Annotated in this window: 17 protein-coding genes; 10 read left to right on the forward strand and 7 right to left on the reverse strand. The window is 69.6% G+C overall.

Annotated features, from left to right (window positions below; genetic code table 11):
• Positions 1-35 precede the first annotated feature (35 nt).
• Positions 36-1,496: a tyrosine-type recombinase/integrase gene (locus AB0C19_RS17610; RefSeq protein WP_357186121.1), complete on the forward strand. Its 1,461-nt coding sequence runs from the start codon at positions 36-38 to the stop codon at positions 1,494-1,496.
• A gap of 77 nt (positions 1,497-1,573) precedes the next feature.
• Entirely contained in the window at positions 1,574-2,398 is an 825-nt protein-coding gene (locus AB0C19_RS17615; RefSeq protein ID WP_357186124.1) for a methyltransferase domain-containing protein, read from the forward strand.
• 126 nt (positions 2,399-2,524) lie between these two features.
• Here AB0C19_RS17615 and AB0C19_RS17620 read toward each other — a convergent pair whose 3' ends face one another.
• The 6 genes from AB0C19_RS17620 to AB0C19_RS17645 all read right to left on the reverse strand — a co-directional run bounded on the left by AB0C19_RS17620 (position 2,525) and on the right by AB0C19_RS17645 (position 8,730).
• Complete coding sequence (locus AB0C19_RS17620; RefSeq protein WP_357186127.1) at positions 2,525-3,403, reverse strand: hypothetical protein; 879 nt, start codon at positions 3,401-3,403, stop codon at positions 2,525-2,527.
• A gap of 85 nt (positions 3,404-3,488) precedes the next feature.
• Entirely contained in the window at positions 3,489-4,604 is a 1,116-nt protein-coding gene (locus AB0C19_RS17625) for a tetratricopeptide repeat protein (protein ID WP_357186130.1), read from the reverse strand.
• A gap of 297 nt (positions 4,605-4,901) precedes the next feature.
• A complete protein-coding gene (locus tag AB0C19_RS17630) occupies positions 4,902-5,570 on the reverse strand; it encodes a GNAT family N-acetyltransferase (protein WP_357186133.1) in 669 nt (222 codons plus the stop codon).
• A 44-nt stretch (positions 5,571-5,614) separates the two neighbouring features.
• Complete coding sequence (locus tag AB0C19_RS17635) at positions 5,615-6,298, reverse strand: GPP34 family phosphoprotein (RefSeq protein ID WP_357186137.1); 684 nt, start codon at positions 6,296-6,298, stop codon at positions 5,615-5,617.
• A gap of 15 nt (positions 6,299-6,313) precedes the next feature.
• Positions 6,314-7,327: an acetamidase/formamidase family protein gene (locus AB0C19_RS17640; protein ID WP_357186140.1), complete on the reverse strand. Its 1,014-nt coding sequence runs from the start codon at positions 7,325-7,327 to the stop codon at positions 6,314-6,316.
• Positions 7,324-8,730, reverse strand: coding sequence for an APC family permease (locus AB0C19_RS17645; protein WP_357186144.1), 1,407 nt, complete (start codon positions 8,728-8,730; stop codon positions 7,324-7,326). The genes AB0C19_RS17640 and AB0C19_RS17645 overlap by 4 nt, the downstream gene beginning before the upstream one ends.
• A gap of 362 nt (positions 8,731-9,092) precedes the next feature.
• Here AB0C19_RS17645 and AB0C19_RS17650 point away from each other — a divergent pair, with 362 nt between their 5' ends.
• Positions 9,093-10,895, forward strand: a complete 1,803-nt coding sequence (locus AB0C19_RS17650) for a prolyl oligopeptidase family serine peptidase (RefSeq protein WP_357186147.1) — start codon at positions 9,093-9,095, stop codon at positions 10,893-10,895.
• 5 nt (positions 10,896-10,900) lie between these two features.
• On the opposite strand, the gene AB0C19_RS17655 is transcribed toward AB0C19_RS17650, so the two are convergent.
• A complete protein-coding gene (locus tag AB0C19_RS17655; RefSeq protein WP_357186488.1) occupies positions 10,901-12,277 on the reverse strand; it encodes a helix-turn-helix transcriptional regulator in 1,377 nt (458 codons plus the stop codon).
• Positions 12,278-12,814: 537 nt separating this feature from the next.
• On the opposite strand from AB0C19_RS17655, the gene AB0C19_RS17660 reads away from it, so the two are divergent.
• The 7 genes from AB0C19_RS17660 to AB0C19_RS17690 all read left to right on the forward strand — a co-directional run bounded on the left by AB0C19_RS17660 (position 12,815) and on the right by AB0C19_RS17690 (position 18,332).
• Complete coding sequence (locus AB0C19_RS17660; RefSeq protein WP_357186150.1) at positions 12,815-13,249, forward strand: NUDIX domain-containing protein; 435 nt, start codon at positions 12,815-12,817, stop codon at positions 13,247-13,249.
• A 37-nt stretch (positions 13,250-13,286) separates the two neighbouring features.
• Positions 13,287-15,185: a radical SAM protein gene (locus tag AB0C19_RS17665; RefSeq protein ID WP_357186154.1), complete on the forward strand. Its 1,899-nt coding sequence runs from the start codon at positions 13,287-13,289 to the stop codon at positions 15,183-15,185.
• A complete protein-coding gene (locus AB0C19_RS17670; RefSeq protein WP_357186157.1) occupies positions 15,161-15,784 on the forward strand; it encodes a hypothetical protein in 624 nt (207 codons plus the stop codon). Before AB0C19_RS17665 ends, AB0C19_RS17670 begins: the two co-directional genes overlap by 25 nt.
• A complete protein-coding gene (locus AB0C19_RS17675; RefSeq protein ID WP_357186160.1) occupies positions 15,781-16,509 on the forward strand; it encodes a hypothetical protein in 729 nt (242 codons plus the stop codon). Before AB0C19_RS17670 ends, AB0C19_RS17675 begins: the two co-directional genes overlap by 4 nt.
• Positions 16,510-16,518: 9 nt before the next feature.
• Positions 16,519-17,154 (forward strand): hypothetical protein, encoded by a 636-nt coding sequence (locus AB0C19_RS17680; protein WP_357186163.1) that lies wholly within the window; start codon positions 16,519-16,521, stop codon positions 17,152-17,154.
• An 11-nt stretch (positions 17,155-17,165) separates the two neighbouring features.
• The gene (locus AB0C19_RS17685; protein ID WP_357186167.1) at positions 17,166-18,056 is read left to right on the forward strand and encodes a protein kinase; all 891 of its coding nucleotides are present in this window, start codon (positions 17,166-17,168) and stop codon (positions 18,054-18,056) included.
• Between the two features lie 111 nt (positions 18,057-18,167).
• Complete coding sequence (locus AB0C19_RS17690) at positions 18,168-18,332, forward strand: hypothetical protein (RefSeq protein WP_357186169.1); 165 nt, start codon at positions 18,168-18,170, stop codon at positions 18,330-18,332.
• Positions 18,333-18,429 lie beyond the last annotated feature (97 nt).

The following is an 18,429-nucleotide window of genomic DNA, read 5'->3' on the forward strand; positions in this document are numbered from 1 at the left end:
ATGCACCCCCACCTGATCGAGGAGCACCACCTGCCATGCCTGACGGAAGCATTTTCAAACGCTGCGGCTGCCGCCACCCCGACACCGGCAAGCCACTCGGCAACGACTGCCCCAAGCTGCGTCGCCCCAACCGCGCCTGGAGTTCCGAGCACGGCCATTGGACCTACCAGCTCGAACTCCCACCCACCGCCGACGGCGCGCGCCGGCAACTACGCCGCTCCGGCCTACCCTCCCGGCGGGCCGCCGCCGACGAACTCGACCACGCCCGCGACCTGCTCGCCCTCGCCAAGGGCGACCGGCGCCGCCGGACCGAGATCGGCGACCTGCTCCAGAACGCCGCACGCACCAAACGACCCCTGCCTGAGGTCGACCGGATCCGCCAGCGGCTGCGCGGCGACGGCCCCCTCGCTGACGCGCCCACCGTCGCGGACTATCTCACCGTCTGGCTGACTCACCTCAGCGTGGACGACAACACCCTGCACGGCTACGAATCCATCGTGCGGGTGCACTTGATCCCGCACCTCGGCGAGGTCCCGCTGGACAAGCTGCGCACCAGCCACGTCCGTGCCATGCTCGCCGCGATCGAACGCGGCAACGACGACATCCGCGCCGCGAAGATCAGCCCCGACCCGGCGGTGCGCAGGTCCGTCGCCGGGGTGCGGCCCACCGGCCCCACGACGCGGCAGCGCATCCGCGCCTGCCTGCGCAAGGCCATCAACGATGCCCTCGCCGACGAACTGATCGTCGGCTCCAACCCTGCCGCGCTGGTCAAGACCCCGGGTGATCGGCCGCAGCCGATCGTGTGGGAGGACGAACGCGTGCAGCGCTGGAAGGACACCGGAAAGGTGCCCGGACCGGTGATGGTGTGGACCGACAACCAGGTCGTCGACTTTCTCGACCACGCCGCCCAACACGCTCCCGACCTGCACCCGATGTGGCACTACATGGCCTACCGCGGACCCCGCCGCGGCGAGGCGTGCGGCCTGCGTGACAGCGAGGTCCGCCTGCACCGACGGGAGACCACCATCAACAACCAGATCGCCACCCACGGCTACACCCCGGTGCAGAAACCGCCGAAGAGCAGAGCCGGCAACCGCGACGTCGCCCTCGACGCCGACACCGTCAAGGTCCTCACCGCCTACAAGGCACGCCGCGCCCAGTGGCAACTCGCCGCCGGCCCGGTGTGGCCCGACACCGGACTGTTCTTCGTCCGCCCCGACGGCAAGCCGTGGCACCCCAACGCCGTCACCCAACGCTTCCGCCGGCTTGTACGCAAGGCCGGTCTACCACCGATCCGGCTGCACGACCTACGCCACAGCGCCGCCACCATCGCCCTGGACGCCGGCGTAGACATCAAGGTCCTCTCCGACCAACTCGGCCACTCCACCACGACCCTGACCCGCGACACCTACCAGAGCGTCACCAAACAGCTGCACCAGGACGCCGCCGACGCCGTCGCGAAGAAGATCAACCAGAAGCGCCGCAAGGCGGGGTGAACCCACCCTCACTGAAGCGGCAGCGGACGACCGCGGGCCGGGCCGGCCCCGGCCGCCCGAGCGAATACGCTCGCGACATGGGCGGTGACGACCATCGGCTGAGCCGGCGGGGCAGCTTCGACGAAGACCCGGACAACTACCAGGCGGCCCGGCCGGGATACCCGCGGCGGGTGTACGAGGTGCTTGCCGAGTGCGGGCTGCGACCGGGTGCGCGCGTCCTGGAGATCGGACCCGGCACCGGGCAGGTGACCCGTCCTCTCGTGGACGCCGGCGCGTCGGTGCTGGCGGTGGAACTCGGTGGCCGGCTGGCAACTCGGCTGCGAACGAACCTGACCGGCCACGACGTGACCGTCGTAGAGGGCGACTTCGCCACCGTGGCGCTGCCCGACGACACCTTCGACCTGGCGGTCTGCGCCACCGCGTTCCACTGGCTGGACGCGGGCGCAGCGGTGCGACGGCTGGCCCGCCTGGTGCGGCCGGGCGGAGGGCTGGCGGTGTGGTGGACGGTCTTCGGCGACCTCGACCGCAGCCCGCCCTGGCGTACGGAGCTGGACGCGGTGTACCGACGATGGCTACCGGGGCAGGGGCGCGGCCCCGCCGGTGTGCCAGCGCCGCTGCGGGTCGCCGAGCGCATGGCGGAACTGCGGGCAGGTGACTGGTTCGGCCCCGTTCAGGTCGAGATGATCCGCTGGAAGCACCAGCTGACCCCGCACGGCGCGCGCGGGCTGTGGGGGACCTTCCCGAACGTCCGCGAGTTGAGCACTGACCAGCGCGAGGCGTTCCTCGACGGCGTCGCCGAGGTAATCGCCCGCCAACCCGGGGCGACGGCGATCGACCACTACGTCACCGCGCTGTACACGGCGTCGCGGCGAGACAGCTCCGCCCTTCCGGCCGGTTCTTGAAAGCGGGCAGCGGACGACTGAAGGCCGCCAGCGATCCACGCCTTCAACAGGGACTGGGCCAGCCGGGACTGCCGGAGCCGGACACCACCTGCAAGCCGATGCGCCCCTCCCAGTGGACGGGGCAGCTCAGGGCCGCCCGGAGGGTGTTCCGGTGTCGGTGGCGGTGTGGCCGCGTTCGAGGATCAGCAGGTAGGAGAACAGACCGGACTTCGCACCGTGCACCTGTTCGTGGGCGGAGAGGATTTCGCCCGTGCGGGGGTGGACGATGAGCTGCGTCTGGGAGTTGTCGGCCGTCACGGTGAAGCCGAGGCCGGTTCGTCCGGTGAGGTCAGTCCGCTCGCCCTGGTAGGCGATGGTCGGCACGTCCGCGAGGACGCGCAGTGTGGCTGCGCGCTGTGCTCGGTTGAGGTATTGGCTGGTGGCGACGCCGATGACGCCGTGGACGAGCATGCGCGGGTATGCGGGCTCGCCGGCCAGCTCGCGTGGGGCCAGCGCACCAGCGAGCTCGGCGATGTCGGTGGTCAGCGGTTCGGGAAGGTACGGCTCGAGATCGCCGCTGACGTATCGCGTCGACTTCGTCCCGGCAGCGGCGAACTGGCGGCGCTCGTCGGATGTCGGGCGGTGAGCGAGGCCACGCACGTCGGGGAGCCGGCGCGTCACCTCGCGGCCGGAGTCGTCTGTGTCGCGGCGCCAGCGCTGTAGGTCCGAGCGGGTGATGACATTGGTGGCGCGGGTCCAGGATTGGGTGTGCAGGTAGGTGTAGGGCAGGCCGACGGTTTGATCGGCGGGGGCGGCCGTGATGGTGTCGGCGAGCAGGCGCAGGCGCTGCTGTGGGGTGAGGCCCGGCGCGGTCGCCGCGAGCGCCGGGGATGTGGACGCTGGTGGCGTCGCGGGGGTTGGTGTGGCCGGTGTCGGGGCGGAGGGTCCGGGGTGGCAGCCGGCGAGGATGAGGCCGGCGATTAGCCCTGCCGGCCGTCGGCGCGTGGTGGGGGTGGTGCGGAGCACGGTGTCTCGTGTCCTTCCGATGCGAGTCTGGTGCGGGTGCGCCCAGGCAGGCTGTCCCGGTGGTGGGTGGTCAGGTGCGGGCGGTCTAGCTGGTGCCGGGCGTCGCGGTCATAGCGAAGCGCGTGGGGTGACCCGGCGGGTTGGTGGCTGTGGTGTGCATGCGGTACAGGGCGGCTGCCATGCGGGCGACGGCGGGGTGGTGGGGATGGGCGCGGCGGTGGTCGGCGATGGTCCGGGCGAGGAGTTGCCGCGCCGGTTCCTGGCTGCCGTGTTCGTGTAGGACGACGGCGAGGGTGGCTTGGGCGGCGAGGGTGGGTAGTGCGTAGGGTCCGTCGGCTTGGGTGTGGTGGCGGATGAGGTCGCTGTAGCAGTCGCTGGCGGCGGTGAGGTTCCCGGCGGCGCGGTGGGTGGCGGCCAGGACGCGCAGGGCGGCGCGGACCTCCGGGTTGGTGGGGTCTCGGAGGAGGTGGCGCAGGCTGCGGTGTCCCCACTGGGCCCAGGGCAGCGCGGCGGCTGGCTCGCCGCTGGTGAGGGTGAGGGTGGCCAGGAGCGCGGCGGCGCGGGCGGTCGCGGTGTCCAGGGCGAGCCTGCCGCTGGTGGGATTGATGTGCAGGAGCCCGCTGTGCAGGACGTCGATGGCACGTTCGAGCGTGTTGTCGGCGGCGTGGCGCTGGGCCACGTGCAGACGCTGAGCCATGCCCATCATCGGGCCGGTGATCTGGCGTGAGATGGCCCTCCAGGTGATGTGCAGGTCTGTGCCGGTCGCGCCGACGGCGACGCGGTGGATCGGGCCGAGCGCGTAGGAGGCGGCCTGGGTCGTCTTGCCGGCTGGGACAAGGTGTGGGGTGCGGTGCAGGATCACTGCGGCGACGGCGTCGCGGATCTCGTCGGCCAGAACCGGTCTGCGCCCGCAGGACGGCGAGCACAGGTAGACCCTGCCGCAGCCGGGCAGCTGGATGAGGACCATGGATCGCGCGCAGGTGTGGCAGGCCAGGAGGTCGGGTGGCACGGGCGCGGCCTGTACGGCGCGGGCCCGCGAGACCCATTCCTCGACCGTCGCGGGCGACAGGCCATGGCCGCGGGCCACGTCTCGGAACGCTCGGTGCAGGCCGTTGACTGCGGCGTGCTCGATGCTCGCGGCGACGACTTCGGCGACAAAGGCGGGTGTCCACGCGGCGAGGACTGGCGTCCGCGTCGGCATCGGCGTTCCTTCCTGCTGTTCGTGTTCGGGTGGTGGGTGCGGGTAGAGCCGCTGGGGTGGCGCAGGCGGTCACGGCCCAAGGCTGCTGCCGATCTGGGCGGAGGGTGTGGCCGGCGGCGACAGCGGGGGACCGTCGTCGCCGGCCACGTCGGTCGCCCCTGCCGTCCCTCTACGGGCGGGCGACCGGCTTGTACGCCCCCTTCGTGGGCCGAGCACAGCTGGGGGGCGGTGAGGCGGGGACGGTGATCGATAAACTCAGTCAGGGCTGTGACCTGGACCTGGGCGTCTGCACCCGGCCTAGCGTTGCGCGTCGGACTGGGGGCGCGTCGGCGCGGTGACGGTTGCCGGCCTGGCGGTGTTCACGGGCCAGGCTCCGCGAGCCGGGTGAGGGTTGCGGCGCATTGGGGCGATGAGCGGCCCGTCGGGCAGGATGAGCGCGGGTCTCGGGAGGTAGCCGTGCCGGCGGTACACGTCCTGGCTGCCGTGGATGGTCTCGGTCCAGGAGGGCATGTCGATGCGGTCGAGGCGGCTCTCGTGGTGGGTGAGCATTGCCGCGCCGATGCCGCGCCGCTGGGCGGCGGGAAGGACGGCGAGCACTGCCAGGTGGTAGTGAGGCTCGGTGGGTCGGACTTGGGTGAGCAGCTGGTCGAGGAGTTCAAACTGCCGCGCGTGCGGGCCGGCGGCGTCGGCCAGTCGGCTGCGGTAGTTCGACGGTGGCGGGATGCTGCGGTAGCGGTGAAACCCCATCGCGGCGGCGCTCAGGTCGTCGGTGATCTGAATGTCGCCGAAGAACATGGCGTGCTCCACCCAGATCACTGCCACATCGGCCAGGATCCGCCGCCGGCAGGTCGGATCCGGCACTAGCCACTGGGCGAGCGGGCCGGAGTGCAGGGCGTCGGCGACGATCGCGGCGACCGGTTCCTTGTCCGCCCACCGGGCGGCACGGATACGCGGAATGACGTCCATGAGATGCCTCCAAGGGCAGCGGATCGGGTGGGATGGCGCGGGGCTCACCGGTAGGCGGCGGTGGCGAGGTCACCGACGACGGCGTCCACCGCGGCGGTAATGTCGCGGACCTGCCGGTGGTGCTGCGCGGCGATGGTGCGCAGCTGCACGGTGAGGGCGGCGATGTCGTCGGCGAGGTACAGGTGGTGGGTCAGGCCGAGGGTCGCAACGAGGCCGCCCAGGGCGGCGGTGTGGTTGTCGGGCTGATCACGGCCGGCGGCGATGTAGTGCAGCCGGGCGCGGGCGACGACCGGCCACTTGAGGTCGGCGGGCAGATAACGGTCGGTGCGGGCCAGCCCGCCGAGGCGGCGGCGCACGTCGTGGCGCAGGATCCCGCCAGCGTGCAGGCCGGCGCGGGTGCGGTCGTACAGATCGTCGGCGAACCCGCGCAGCCACCCCCGCAGGGGCGGGGTCGGGTGGGCGTAGCGGATGGTGGCCAGGGCGGTGTCGGCGATCAGGTCCCCGACCGGGCGGTCCAGGTGCAGCCAGAGACGCTGCTCCTCGCCCGATGGGGTGTCGTCCGTGGTGTCGAGAGCGATCCGCCCGGCGAGGAACAGGTCGATGAGAACCGCACCAGCCAGGCCAAGGGCGAGGGCCCGGCGGTGAATGTGCGGCTGACCGGTGTCGTCGTCGTGACCGAGCAGGAACAACTCGTCGCGCAACGGCAACTGGGGGATCGAGGAGGTCATTTGGTCCAGTCCCCTCTACCGCGGCCCGCCGGCGTGCTGTCGGAGGCGGGCGTGCATCCCGCCGTAGGCGGCCTGCGGCTGCGGAAGCAGCAACTTGTCGACGGCGGCGAGGACCGTGTAGTTCGGGTCGCAGACGTTGCCGATCGGCGCCCGCCCCGCCTGCGACACCAGCTGGTAGGCGTCGAGCTGCTCCAGGCCGGTGAGGTCACCCACCCAGCCGACCAGGTCGCGGTGCGCGACCCGGTACGCGTCTTCCAGGGGACGGGCGCAACCAACGGACATGATCGACGTATCTGTCTCCAGGCGGGGCCACACCGTCGGGACGCCCTTGATGACCTCGATGATCAGGGTGGTGGTCGTGGCGATCTCCACCCCGACCCCGCAGGCCTCACCCTCGCCCTGGCGGGCGTGCCCGTCGCCGAGGGCGAGCATCGCCCCGTGCACGTTCACCCCCAGGTACAGAGTGGCCCCGGCGCGCAGCTCCGGGCTGTCCAGGTTCCCGCCGTGGGAATCGGGGACGATCGTGGAGCGGGCCTCGAACCCGCCGGGCGCGACCCCGATCGTGCCGATCATCGGATCCAGCGGCAGGTCGACGCTGTGGTCGCTGCCCGTGGCGTGGAAGCGGATCGTCCCGGCCTGCCGGTCGATGTCGTACACCCACACCCGCTCCTCCAGCGGCGGCTGCAGCGTAGCGGTGTGCGAGGTCGAAGTGAGTGCTCCGAAGTGCGGGAACGTCGACGAGACTCCCCAGTCCCGGGCGGGCTCGATGGCAGCGAGGTAGATCGCGAGGGTGTCGCCGGGCTCAGCGTCCTCGACGAAGAACGGCCCCGACACCGGGTTCAGGTACGGCATCCGGCACACCCGCGACGGCAAATCCGCCGGCCCGCGCACGAGACCGCCGAAGCAGTCCTCCGTGAACACCCGCAGCACATCGCCGGAGCGGACGTGGGCCACCGGCATCCGGCCACCGAAGGTGTAGGCCAACTCATCGCGAGCCGGACGGTAAGCGATCGTGTCCATGCCGGTCACACCCGTTCCACGTGACGGGCCTGCGGCTGCGCGGGCGCCAAACCCGACAGCGCGGGCCGGCGGCCGACCAGGTACAGGCCGGCGAGAACGACCATGCCGAGGGCGAGCCAGGCCAGGCCGAGGCGCTGCGCGGCGATATTGGCGTTGACCACCACGTAGGCGAGGATCGCGAACCCGATCCCGGGCATGACCAGGTGCGCCCACCAGTTGCCGCTGCGCTGGCGGATGAGGTGGTGCACGACCACGGAGACGTGCAGCACGAGGAAGGCGACCATCGCCCCGAAGTTGATCAGCGACGACAAAAGGGTGATCCCGTCGGCGCGGGTGGCCATGTAGAGGCCGAGGGCGAGGGACACGGCACCGGTGAGCAGGGTGGCGTTGATCGGCACGTTGCGGCGGATCGACACCTTCGCCAGGAACGCGGGCAGTTGCCGATCGCGGGCCATCGCGTACAGCAGCCGCGAGGTGGCGACCTGCGCGACCATCGAGTTCGGCAGCCCCCAGGCGATGGCCGTCGCCACTGCGCACACGGTCGCCAGCCAACTCCCGCCGGCCACGGCGGCGGCGTCGTAGAACGCGGTCCCGTTCGGGTCACCGTTCGCCAGGAGACCGGCCGGGTCGGGCACGAGCATCGCGGCCAGCCACGTCTGGACGATGAACAGCACCCCGGCCAGGATCAGGACGGCGGCCATGGCGCGGCCGATCTGCCGGGAACCGCCCTTGGTCTCCTCGGCCAGCATGCTGATGCCGTCGAAGCCGAGGAACGACAGCACAGCGATCGACACCGCGCCCGCGACGAGCGACCAGGTGAAGGTGTCGGCGTTGTAAAACGCCTCCCAGCTGAACCGGCCCCTGCCCGAGGCGAGGGCCCAGCCGGCAATGGCCAAGAAGATCGCCAGGACGATCAACTCGCCGACGAGCATGACCCGAGTGACCGCCGCGGTCATCCGGATCCCGACCGAGTTGACGACCGTGTTGACCGCCACGAACCCGAGCAGCCACAGCCACACCGGCACCGACGGGACCGTGGCGTGCATCGCCATCGACGCCACCAGGTACAGCAGGCCAGGCACGAGCACGTAATCGAGGAGGATCACCCAGCCGGCCAAGAAACCCACCGGCGGGCTGATGCCCCGACCGGCGTAGTTGTAGACGCTGCCGCTCATGGGGAACGCCTTGACCATCTGCGCGTAGGAGAACGCGGTGAACACCAGCGCCACCACGCCGATCGCGTACGCCAGGGCCACCATCCCACCGGAGCCGGCATAGACGCTGCCGAAGATCGCCATCGGCGCGATCGGCACCATGTACACCAACCCGTACGCGACCAGGTCCCGGAACCGCAGCCTCCGGGCCAACTCCTGGCGGTAGCCGTAGCGTGTCAATTCGTCTTGTAGCTGCATTGCACCCTTCCGAAGAGCTCGTCGGCAGCGGCGAAACGTCCAATGTTGGGCCGCGCATGAATTGCTTCACGCTCCGAATGATCGCTCGATTCGAATGGCGCGGTCGATACCGAAAATGCGGACAAAGGATGTTGTCCGCATCGAATTTGTCGCTTCGAACTTGAGCTGCCCAGCGGCAGTTCGAGCCGTACCGTCCAGCGGCAGGGACGAAGTGCTTGCGCGTAGAGTCGACCGTGCCTGGGGAGCACTCGCGCCGGCTCGGCGGCACGACAACTTCTTCTACGCCGTCGCCGGTGCACCCGAGGCCGGTCGACGAGGGCGCTGTCTTACGGTCGCGTACGGAAGTTGTTCGAGGAGGACCCGTGAGGCTGGCGGACAGGATCGCTGTGGTCTCGACGGAGGACGCGGTTCGCGCCTCTGTGAGCTATGACCAGCTGCGTGCCGGGGATGGCGCGCTGTACTGGTTGGAGACCCGCCCCGAAGTCGGCGGGGTCGCGACGGTGACATGTTGGCGGCCCGGCGAGGGTGCGCGAGACGTCAGTCCGGAGGGCTTCGACGTCACCAGCGGCGTTCACGCGTACGGAGGCGGGGCGTTCGCTGTCATTGACGGGACGTTGTGGTGCGTCGGCGGAGACGGCCTTTACCGGAGCCGTCTTCACGACGATCAACTCGAGTTGGTCAGTCTGGGATCCTTCGGCGACCTGACGATTGGCGACGGCGAGTTACTGGCTGTGCGGGAGTCAGAGCATGGTGACGACCTCATCGCGGTGTCGCTCACAGGCGTCCCGGACATACGGGCTCTCGCAACATGCCGGGGATTTCTCGGCGCACCGCGGCCGGGTTCAGGCATGTTGGCCTGGACCACTTGGAGCGAGCCCGACATGCCTTGGGATAGGTGTGAGATATGGGTCGCCTCCTACTCGCCGCGTGGCCAGGTCGGGAACCCGGTAATGCTCGCCGGCGGTTCGGAAGAGTCGGCGGTCGAGCCTAGGTGGGGTCCCGACGGGGCGTTGTACTTCGTGTCAGACCGCAGTGGCTGGTGGAACCTTTACCGGTGGGACGGCCACCAGGTGAAGCGGGTGGCACCGATCGCGGGTGAGTGCGCCGCAGAGCCGTGGGAGCTGGGCTACGCGTCGTACGACTTCCTTGACGACGGCCGGATCGTCGTGGCGGTGCAGGACGGACCGCGGCACCGCCTCGTCGTCATCGACCCTGACGGCACTGTTCGCCCGGTCGACCTTCCATATACGTCCATCAAGCCCTATCTGGCCGTTCAAGGAACGACGGTGGCATTGATCGGGGCGTCGCCGACTGCGGCCCCACAGGTCGCGCTCGTGCACCTCACGGCCGCCGATCCTCAGGTGGAGGTGCTTGCCCGGTCGGAGCACGCCAAACTCGACGGGGCGCAAGTATCGACGCCGACGGAACTGCGGGTTCATGTCGCGGGTGATCGAGAGGTAATTGCCTTGGTGTATCCGCCAACGGCCTCGGCGGCGGACTGGCGGGCACCGGTGATCGTGAGGGCGCATCCTGGGCCGACCGCCTCGTGCCTCCTGCGCTTGGACTGGCAGGCGCAGTTCTTCACCAGTCGGGGGTTCGCCGTCGTGGACGTCGACTATCTCGGCAGCACCGGGTACGGCCGGGTCTTCCGGGAAGCGCTGTACGGCCGGTGGGGCCTCGACGACGTTGATGACTGCGCGGCGGTGGCGGACCACCTGCTCGCAACAGGACGAGCCGTACCGGGTCAAGTCTTCATTCGCGGAGCCAGCGCCGGCGGATACACAGCCCTGCACGCCGTGGCGCAGAGCGGTCCGTTCGCTGCCGCCACGGCCGTGTCAGCGATCGTGGATCCCGACCGTTGGGCGGAAACCGTGCCCCGCTTCCAGCGCGCGCACGCCAGACGGCTGCGAGGCGGTGCCGGGCGGGTCAACGCCGCAACCGTTCAGCGGCCGGTGCTGCTCGTCCACGGCACCGCCGATGACGTGGCGGTGGTCGAGGATGTGCGGGAACTCGCCGATCAGCTGACAGCTCACAGCGTGCCCCACGACATGCTGCTTCTCCCCGACGTCGGCCACTACGTCGCGACCTCCACCCAGGCGGGCACGGCGCTGGAAGCGGAACTCGCGCACTACCGTTTCGTGATGACGGCTGCGGCTGCCGATTAAGGGAACTACACCGCAGCCAGCGGTAGTTGAGAACGCACGTACTCGCCGAACTCACGGACCTCCGGCTCACACCGGTAGGGCTCAAGATCGGCTTGCACCTCAACGATGCGCTCTAAACAGCGGTGCGAGGTGGTCCGCGCGGCATGATCCACCGCCATTCGGCCGGCGGCGCAGGCTTCGTCGATGCGGCCAGCGGCAGCCAACGATGAGGCCAGGAGCGCGGTGTCGATGGCCAGTCGGCGGACATGTGTGGGACTCAGCGCGGCAAGGGCATCGCCCAGGTGCCGTTGGGTCTGCTGCGGCCGGCCCAGATCATGGAAACAGTGGGCAAGCTCGTCGGCGAGATAGGCCGGATCGAAGTACTGGATCCACAGCGGCTCGTCCTCGGTCCTGCTGCGATTCAGTTGCCTCTCTGCGACTTCGAGGTGGGCCATGCAGTCGCTTTCGCGTCCGAGGCGGGCGTACGTCCGCGCCACCACGGCGTGTAGCGCGGCTTCCACGGCGGGCGTCGCCTGAGTCTCACTACCCCTCACCGCCGTGAGCGCCATCCGCAGCGCCGGCTCGGGATGACCGCAGTGCAGTGCCAGGTGGCCGATGTTCACGGCGAGCAGGTAGCTGCCGTAGAGGCAGTCGTCGGCGGCCTGCGTCAGCCGCAGAGCGCGCAAGTAGCGGCGCTGCGCGAGACCGTGGGCTCCGGTGTCGACTGCCTGATACCCGCACAGTTCGAAGAAGCCCGCCGCCAGCCTGTACAGGCGCCGACCGATCGCTTCCGAGGCGGGGCTGTTTGCCAGCAATCGGTTTAGCTCGCCTTCGACGTACCGCTGCACCTGGGCATGGACTCGTCCGGCACCGTGGGTGTGGTCCAGCTGCCGGAACATCGCCAGAGCGGTCTCAGCGGAGCTGAGGTCCTCCTCGCGAACCTGATCAGGTGAGCCGGGCCGGCCGGCCGCAGACAGTCGGGGCCCCGCAGCAGCGTTCAGCCAGTCCAGAGCGGCGCGATCGAGGACACCTGGCTGGAACGGAACCCGGACGACCATGTCGGTCAACCCCGAGGTATCCGCCGGCTGAGTGGAGAGCAGGGTGATGGCGCCCGTCGGCGCCGTCGCTAGCTTGGCCGCGTTGACCCGATTCTTCTCGAGCAGCGGTAGCAGGCGCATCAAGGCGCCACCGGTCGTCAACGCCTTGTCGCATGCCTCGACGAAGTCCCGCGAGGGGAACCGGTCCGCCGTCTCGATTCGACGCACCAGGTCGGCACTGAATCGAATCATGGCACCCAGCCGCGCCTGCGAAAAGCCGGCGTGCTCCCGCAGCCGACGCAACTCGGCGCCGAAGAAGTGTCGCTCAGACATGGACGGTTGAAGCGCCCGCGGGGTCTGGCCCATGACACCGCCTTTCAGGCTGCCCACTTCCGGATGGCATTGAGCAGCGTAGACATCGCGCACATAGGGTCACTCAGCGTTCGGCGCGGCGCAACCAGGAACGACGAAAGGGTGTCGATCCGACCCCGCTCACGGGGTGAGCGCCATGCGGACAACCACTCCGTCCGCATGCTCGGTGTTCACGACTGCGGCTCGAAGGGCGAGGGTGTGGAGGACGGGATACCGACCACTCGTCAAATCCGCTTCGAATCTTGAGGAACCCTCGGAGGTGGTTATGGCGCACGAGACGAAGCCATCCTCCGTGGTCCTGACGGGTGCTGGGATTGAGATAGAGCCCGCAGCTCGGGCATCAGGCGATGAGCCCAGTGCAACGCCCCTCCTGATGGATCACTTGGCTCCTCATGACGTTCGGTTACCAAACCTAGACTCAAGGTCGTTTGCCTAGCAGGTCGGCGGGCGCTGCTCAGTACCGCATGCGGTTCCGTTAATACCTCCGGGCCTACGAGCTTCTGAAGTCAACGAATGAAGAGGGGTTCTCCCATGCCGGAGCGGGTCACCAAGGAAAAGGTTCTCTGTTACGTCGTACGTGACGGCAAGCTGCTGGTCTTCCGGCACACCGATTACAGCTACGAGGAAGTCGGCATCCAGGTTCCGGCCGGCAGCATCCGCGCCGGCGAGACGCCGGAGGCTGCGGCGCTGCGCGAGGCCGGCGAGGAAACCGGCCTGAAGGACTTCAAGATCGTGCGGAAGCTCGGCGAGACCGAGTACGACATCAGCCCGTACCGGTTCGAGCTCCAACGCCGCCACGTCTTCCACCTGGAACTGACCGAGCCGACGTCGGAGCGGTGGATGAGCCAGGAGGACCACGACGGAGAGCAGGAGCCGACGCACTTCGAATGCTTCTGGATTCCGCTGGAGGCCGCCCACATCCTCCAGTCCGGCCAGGGTGCCCTGTTGGGACGCCTGTACGACTGATCCCCGTCCGGTCACGGCCACCCCTGGGAGGCAGCCGATGTACGGCACCACCGATCACCCGATGGCCCATCTGTACCGCGGCCTCGACGTCGAAGACGCCGACAGTGCCGTATCGGTGATCTTGAAGCTGCGGGGTGAGACCTGCGACATCGACTGCCTGTACTGCTACGAGAAACGCAAGGAGGCCCCGGGCGGAGCCCGGATCGACGCGAGTCAAGTGCGTCGACTCACCGAGCTCTTCTCGGGGCGTCCGCTCGCCGTGGAACTGCATGGCGGCGAGCCGCTGACGGCCGGACGCGACCATGTCGCCGAGGTCCTGCGCGAACTGGCATCCCAGCCCAGCGTCGTGCGGGTATCGATGCAAACCAACGGCATGCTGCTCGATGAGCAGTGGCTGGATCTGTTTGACGCCCTATACCCGCGCCTCCAGATCGGCATCTCCCTCGACGGGGACGCGGCGGGCAACGCCTGGCGGGTTGGATACGACGGCCAGCCGGTCTACCCGCGCGTGGCCAACGCCCTGCGGCTGCTGGCAGGGCGCGGCCGGAAGGTGGGCGTGATCGCCGCGGTCACTCCGACCGTGCTCGGCCGTGCCGAGGCCGTCCTGGAGCACCTCGCCGGCTTCGAGGCGGTCAACGCCGTCAGCTTCGTACCCTGCTTCGATTCCTCCGTTCAAGGCCCTACCGCTGCCCAAGGGCAGCGCGTTCCCGCGAGCCGGATCCTTCAGCGCGCGGCTCTGCGCGGCTCGCAAGGGCCCGGGTGGGCGACCACCCCGGACCAGTACGCCGAATTTGTACTCGCCGCCACCGTTCGCTGGATCGGCGCTGGCCACTTCTCCCGGCTGAAGCTAGAACCGTCCGTATCCACCATTCGACGGTTGCGCGGGCTGGATACCGGCTTCTGTCACTTCTCCAACCTGAAGTGCGACCACGTCTTCACGCTCTATCCGGACGGACGGCTCGGCAGTTGTGACGAACTGCCCTGGCCGCAGGCCCAGCTCACCCTCTTGGACCAGCCCTCCGGACAGAAGGCGATCGTCGCGGCTCAGCGGCGGCTGCCGCTGCTGAACCAGGGCAAGGCCCTGATGGAGCGGTGCACCACCTGCACGTACCAGTCAACGTGCGGCGGCGGCTGCGTGGCCACCCGCTGGCGTCACGACCAGGCCGGTGACCAGGACGCCTACTGCGACTACCGGATGCGGTTGATCGACGGCATCGCCGCACTCCTCGCCCAGCCCGCCCACCCGGCAGGGGTCTGGTGCCGCAAGGTGCGCTCGCACCCGCGTATGCCGAACAGCATGCGTGACGTCGCCTCCTTCCTCGCCCACTGGGACCACCCCGAGGCGAACCGCCCACCTGTACGGCTGCGCACCAGCTCGCACGGCAACATCAACACCGTTGGCCTGCCCGGCGTGCACGAGGCCGAGGACCTCGACCCGGCCCACCCCCAGTGGCGAGGGGCGATCGAGCCCGGCGTCCGCTCCCTGGTCGACGCCGTCACCCAGGACTGGCGCCTGATCACGTACGACAGCTGCCAGGGACATCTCTATCCAGGCCTTGATCTGCCGCCCGCCGAGCGCCGGGTCGGCATCCTTCCGCGTGACCGAACCGAGTACGCGCGAGCTGCTGCCGCCCTGTGCCGCGCGATCACCGCTGTGACCACCGACCTACCCGCCGCCGTGCAGGTGGCCGTCGGGCGTGCGGAGCTGAGGTGCGAGACCACCGGACGTGCGAGCCCTGTACTCGACATGGTGCTGCGCCGGGGCACCAGGCACGGCTGGCCGGCGTACTTCGATGCCGTTGACGCGGCCACCCGCGCCGTCACCGACGCGCTACGCGGCGAGCGGCCCACCGAGGACGGCTGCTATTGCCCAGCACCTCAGAGCACTGCTTCGAACAGCGAGGAGGCGACGTGGGTAGCGTCACGGCCTCGCTGACGATCCATCAGTTGCTGGGGCGGATCGTGTACTTCCACGCCCTGTTCATCGAGCCCGCACTCCTTCCCAGCGCCGCGCGCCGGCCTGGTCCGGTGTGCTGCAACCATGGCCCGGACTCGCGCCGCAGCACCGTCAGTGAGTTGTTGACGGACTCCGCCTGGGCGGCCCTCGTTGAGGTCGCAGCCACCCTCCCCACCCATGATCATCCGTGCCCGATGGCCAACGGCGCGTGCTGTGCCACCTGCCGCGTTGTGGTCGCAGCCGCAGCGGTCGGAGCTGGATGGGCGCAGACCGAGCACCGCAGCTACCAGCGGGCTGAGCCTGCCGAAACGCTCCTGCGCTCCTGCCGGCTCATGGCGGCGGCACGGCTGGGGCGGGCCTTCGCCACACAGCACGTCGCTTGGTGCCCGGCGTTGGACCAGTTGACGGTGTGGGAGCCGCTGCCCGGCGCGGAGGAGCTGCCGTTGACCGGCGAGCTGCTGGCCCTGTGGGCCAATCCGGCCGCTAACCCTCACCACCCTGTGGCCAGTTGGCTCAATCACTGCACCGGCCTGGACGACGTCCGCCGCGTGCTCGAGACGAGGAGGACCTACTCGTGATTCACATCGCCGAGACCGTCGCGGTCGGCAGCGTCGAGGGATTCGTCGACACCGAGGAGCGGGACCAGCTCGCAGCCATGATGAACGACTTCCTCAGCGATGAGGCCCGGCTCCGCTTCGGCGCGAGGCGGGCCACCTCCATCCATGAGATTCCCGGTCGCTCCAAGGAGCAGGCCATGGCCGTCTACGAGCCGGCCGGACGGATCGAGGTCCCAAGGATCCCGGACAGAGCCGAGGCCCTGCTTCAGCAGGCCTTCGACCGCGCCTGCCCCGCTCTGTCCCGCGTCATGCCGTCGATCACCGCTTGCCGGCCCTGGACCTACGTCGAGTACGGCCCCGGCCAGCACATCACCGGCCACCTCGACGGCATTGCCCCCGACCCGTTCGCTTGGCCGCGACAGATCGCCGGCATCAGCGTCGTGATCCGTGAGGCCGAGGCCGGCGGCGCGTTCTACGTCGAAAGCACGTCCAGCGACCGCCTGTGGAACACCCGGCTGGAGCACGACGCCCAGGAACAGGGATACGCGGGCGGTATGTGGCTGGCCCACGACGGCGCCGACCACTCCGCTGACTGGTATGCCGCCATGCCTCGAACCCGATGGAGCGTGAGCCCCGCCCCCGGCACCGCCCTGCTCTACGGCTCCCAGCTCACCCACGGCACCAAACCGGTCTCTCTCGGCCGCGTCGCGAAGTTCATCAGCTGGCTGATCGCCGAGAAGAACTAGGAGCGAGGCATGCTGCTGGCCTTGGAAGGAATCGCCGGAGCCGGGAAGAGCACGCTACGCGACCGGATCCTGGCCAACGCCGCCTGCGAGAACATCCGCCTCGGGCACATCGGCCAATTCTCCTGGCTGTCGCTGGAAGCGACCCGCTCCATCGTCAGCCTGCGGGCCGGCCGTCCAGCAGCAGACGGCGTGCGGGCGGTGGCCGCGGTCCGCCGCGACCTGGAACTCCATGCCCGCCATAACCTCGCCCCCGCGCTGTCCCTCGGCCCGGTCATCGCCGACCGGCTCACCTTGTCGACCGCCTGCCTGATCGCCCTGCTGCACGACCGTCCTGTCGCCCACTACGTTCAGCAGCTCGCCGAGGTCACGGCCGCGCGGGCGGACCTGATCGTCCTGCTCACCACCGAGCCCGAGCTGTGCCATGCCCGGCTGTCCGAGCGGCCCACAACGCGTCGCTTCGGGGAGGACCGCCCGACCGCCGCTCGGTATGCCGACCTGTACGAGCAGGCAGTCAACGCGTGGACCGAGGCAACCGGCCTGCCCGTGCTGCGCCGCCCGTGCACCACCAAGCCCGACCTCGACCGGCTGGCCGCCGCCTGCCTGGAGCGGCTACGCCACACCGCACCGGATGCGGCGCGAACATGAGAAGGCAGCCCATGCACCTGCACCCGATGCACCCAGCCGCCTGGGTCCTTGACCAGCTTCGCTACGCCGGCTGGCACGTCCACGACCTCCTCTGCTTCACTCGCGCCAGCACGCTCGTGCTCGCCAGCCGCAACGGGACGCCTCCGGTGGTTCTCAAGGCCGGCTTCGGCAGCAACCACGTTCTGGCCGAACTCGACGAGGCCACCCGCAAGGCCGCCTACGGCTTCTACTGGTACGCGGAGATGACCGAGGCCGAAAGGGCCTTGACCCGTGAGGACTTCCGCCACGAGATCGCCGTCACCCGCGTCGCCCGGGGTGCCGAGCACGTCGTGCCGCTGCTGGAGCAGGGCAACACTGACCGGTTCGACTGGTACACGATGCCCCACTGCGTCGGCGGCAACTTCGGGCGGTACCTCACCACCGCCCTCAACCGAGACCAGGGGACGGCTGGGCTCAGTATCTTGGCCGACGTCGCCGAGGGTCTGCGCACCCTGCACGAACGCGGGATCGTGCACCGCGACGTCTACCAGGAGAACATCCTCATCCACGACGGCCACGGGCTGATCACCGACCTTGGCGCCGCGCGCCGCACAGAAACCTCGCGCGGCCCCGCCGCTCGGGGCCCGGAGGTGCACTGGCCGCCGGAGTACGCCACCTCCTACGACCGCGCCACCCCAGCGGCGGACACCTTCAGCCTCGGAGTCCTGACCTACCGCTACCTGTGCGCCGACATCCCCCGCTACGGCCCTTCCCTGCTGCACACCGCGCCCGCCGGACTCCGCCCGATCATCACCGCGGCGCTCGCCCAAACACCCGAGGACCGGCCCGCCATGAGAGAGCTGCGCGACGCCCTGCGCCAGGCGGCCACTCCCGCCGCCACGCCGGCCCAGCGCAGCAGTTGACCCACCACCCATCGGAAGGAGACGCGGTGCCCACCGCCCGCTCGCCGCCACAGGAATCGGCTCCAGAAGGTGCACGACCTAAACCCCTTTTCGGAAAGGACGAGCGCACTCATGGACAACGACCGGATCAGCGACTTCCTCGCCGCCGTGGACGACCTTCGCGGCGACGACGAGACCGTCCGCAGCACCCGTCACACCTCCAGCGTCTCCGCCGAGGGCTGGCCGACCGCTGAGGCCCCGGCGAGCACCGCGGCACCCGAGGGCACCGACGTCTGAACGCCCCGCATCACACCGACGGCGCGCCGTCGTTGAGTACCTCCTGGGGCCGGACCCTCACGGGGCCGGCCCCAGGCCCAGCCCGTCGGAAGGACCC

Source organism: Micromonospora sp. NPDC048842 (assembly GCF_040649935.1).
Taxonomy (GTDB): domain Bacteria; phylum Actinomycetota; class Actinomycetes; order Mycobacteriales; family Micromonosporaceae; genus Micromonospora; species Micromonospora hortensis.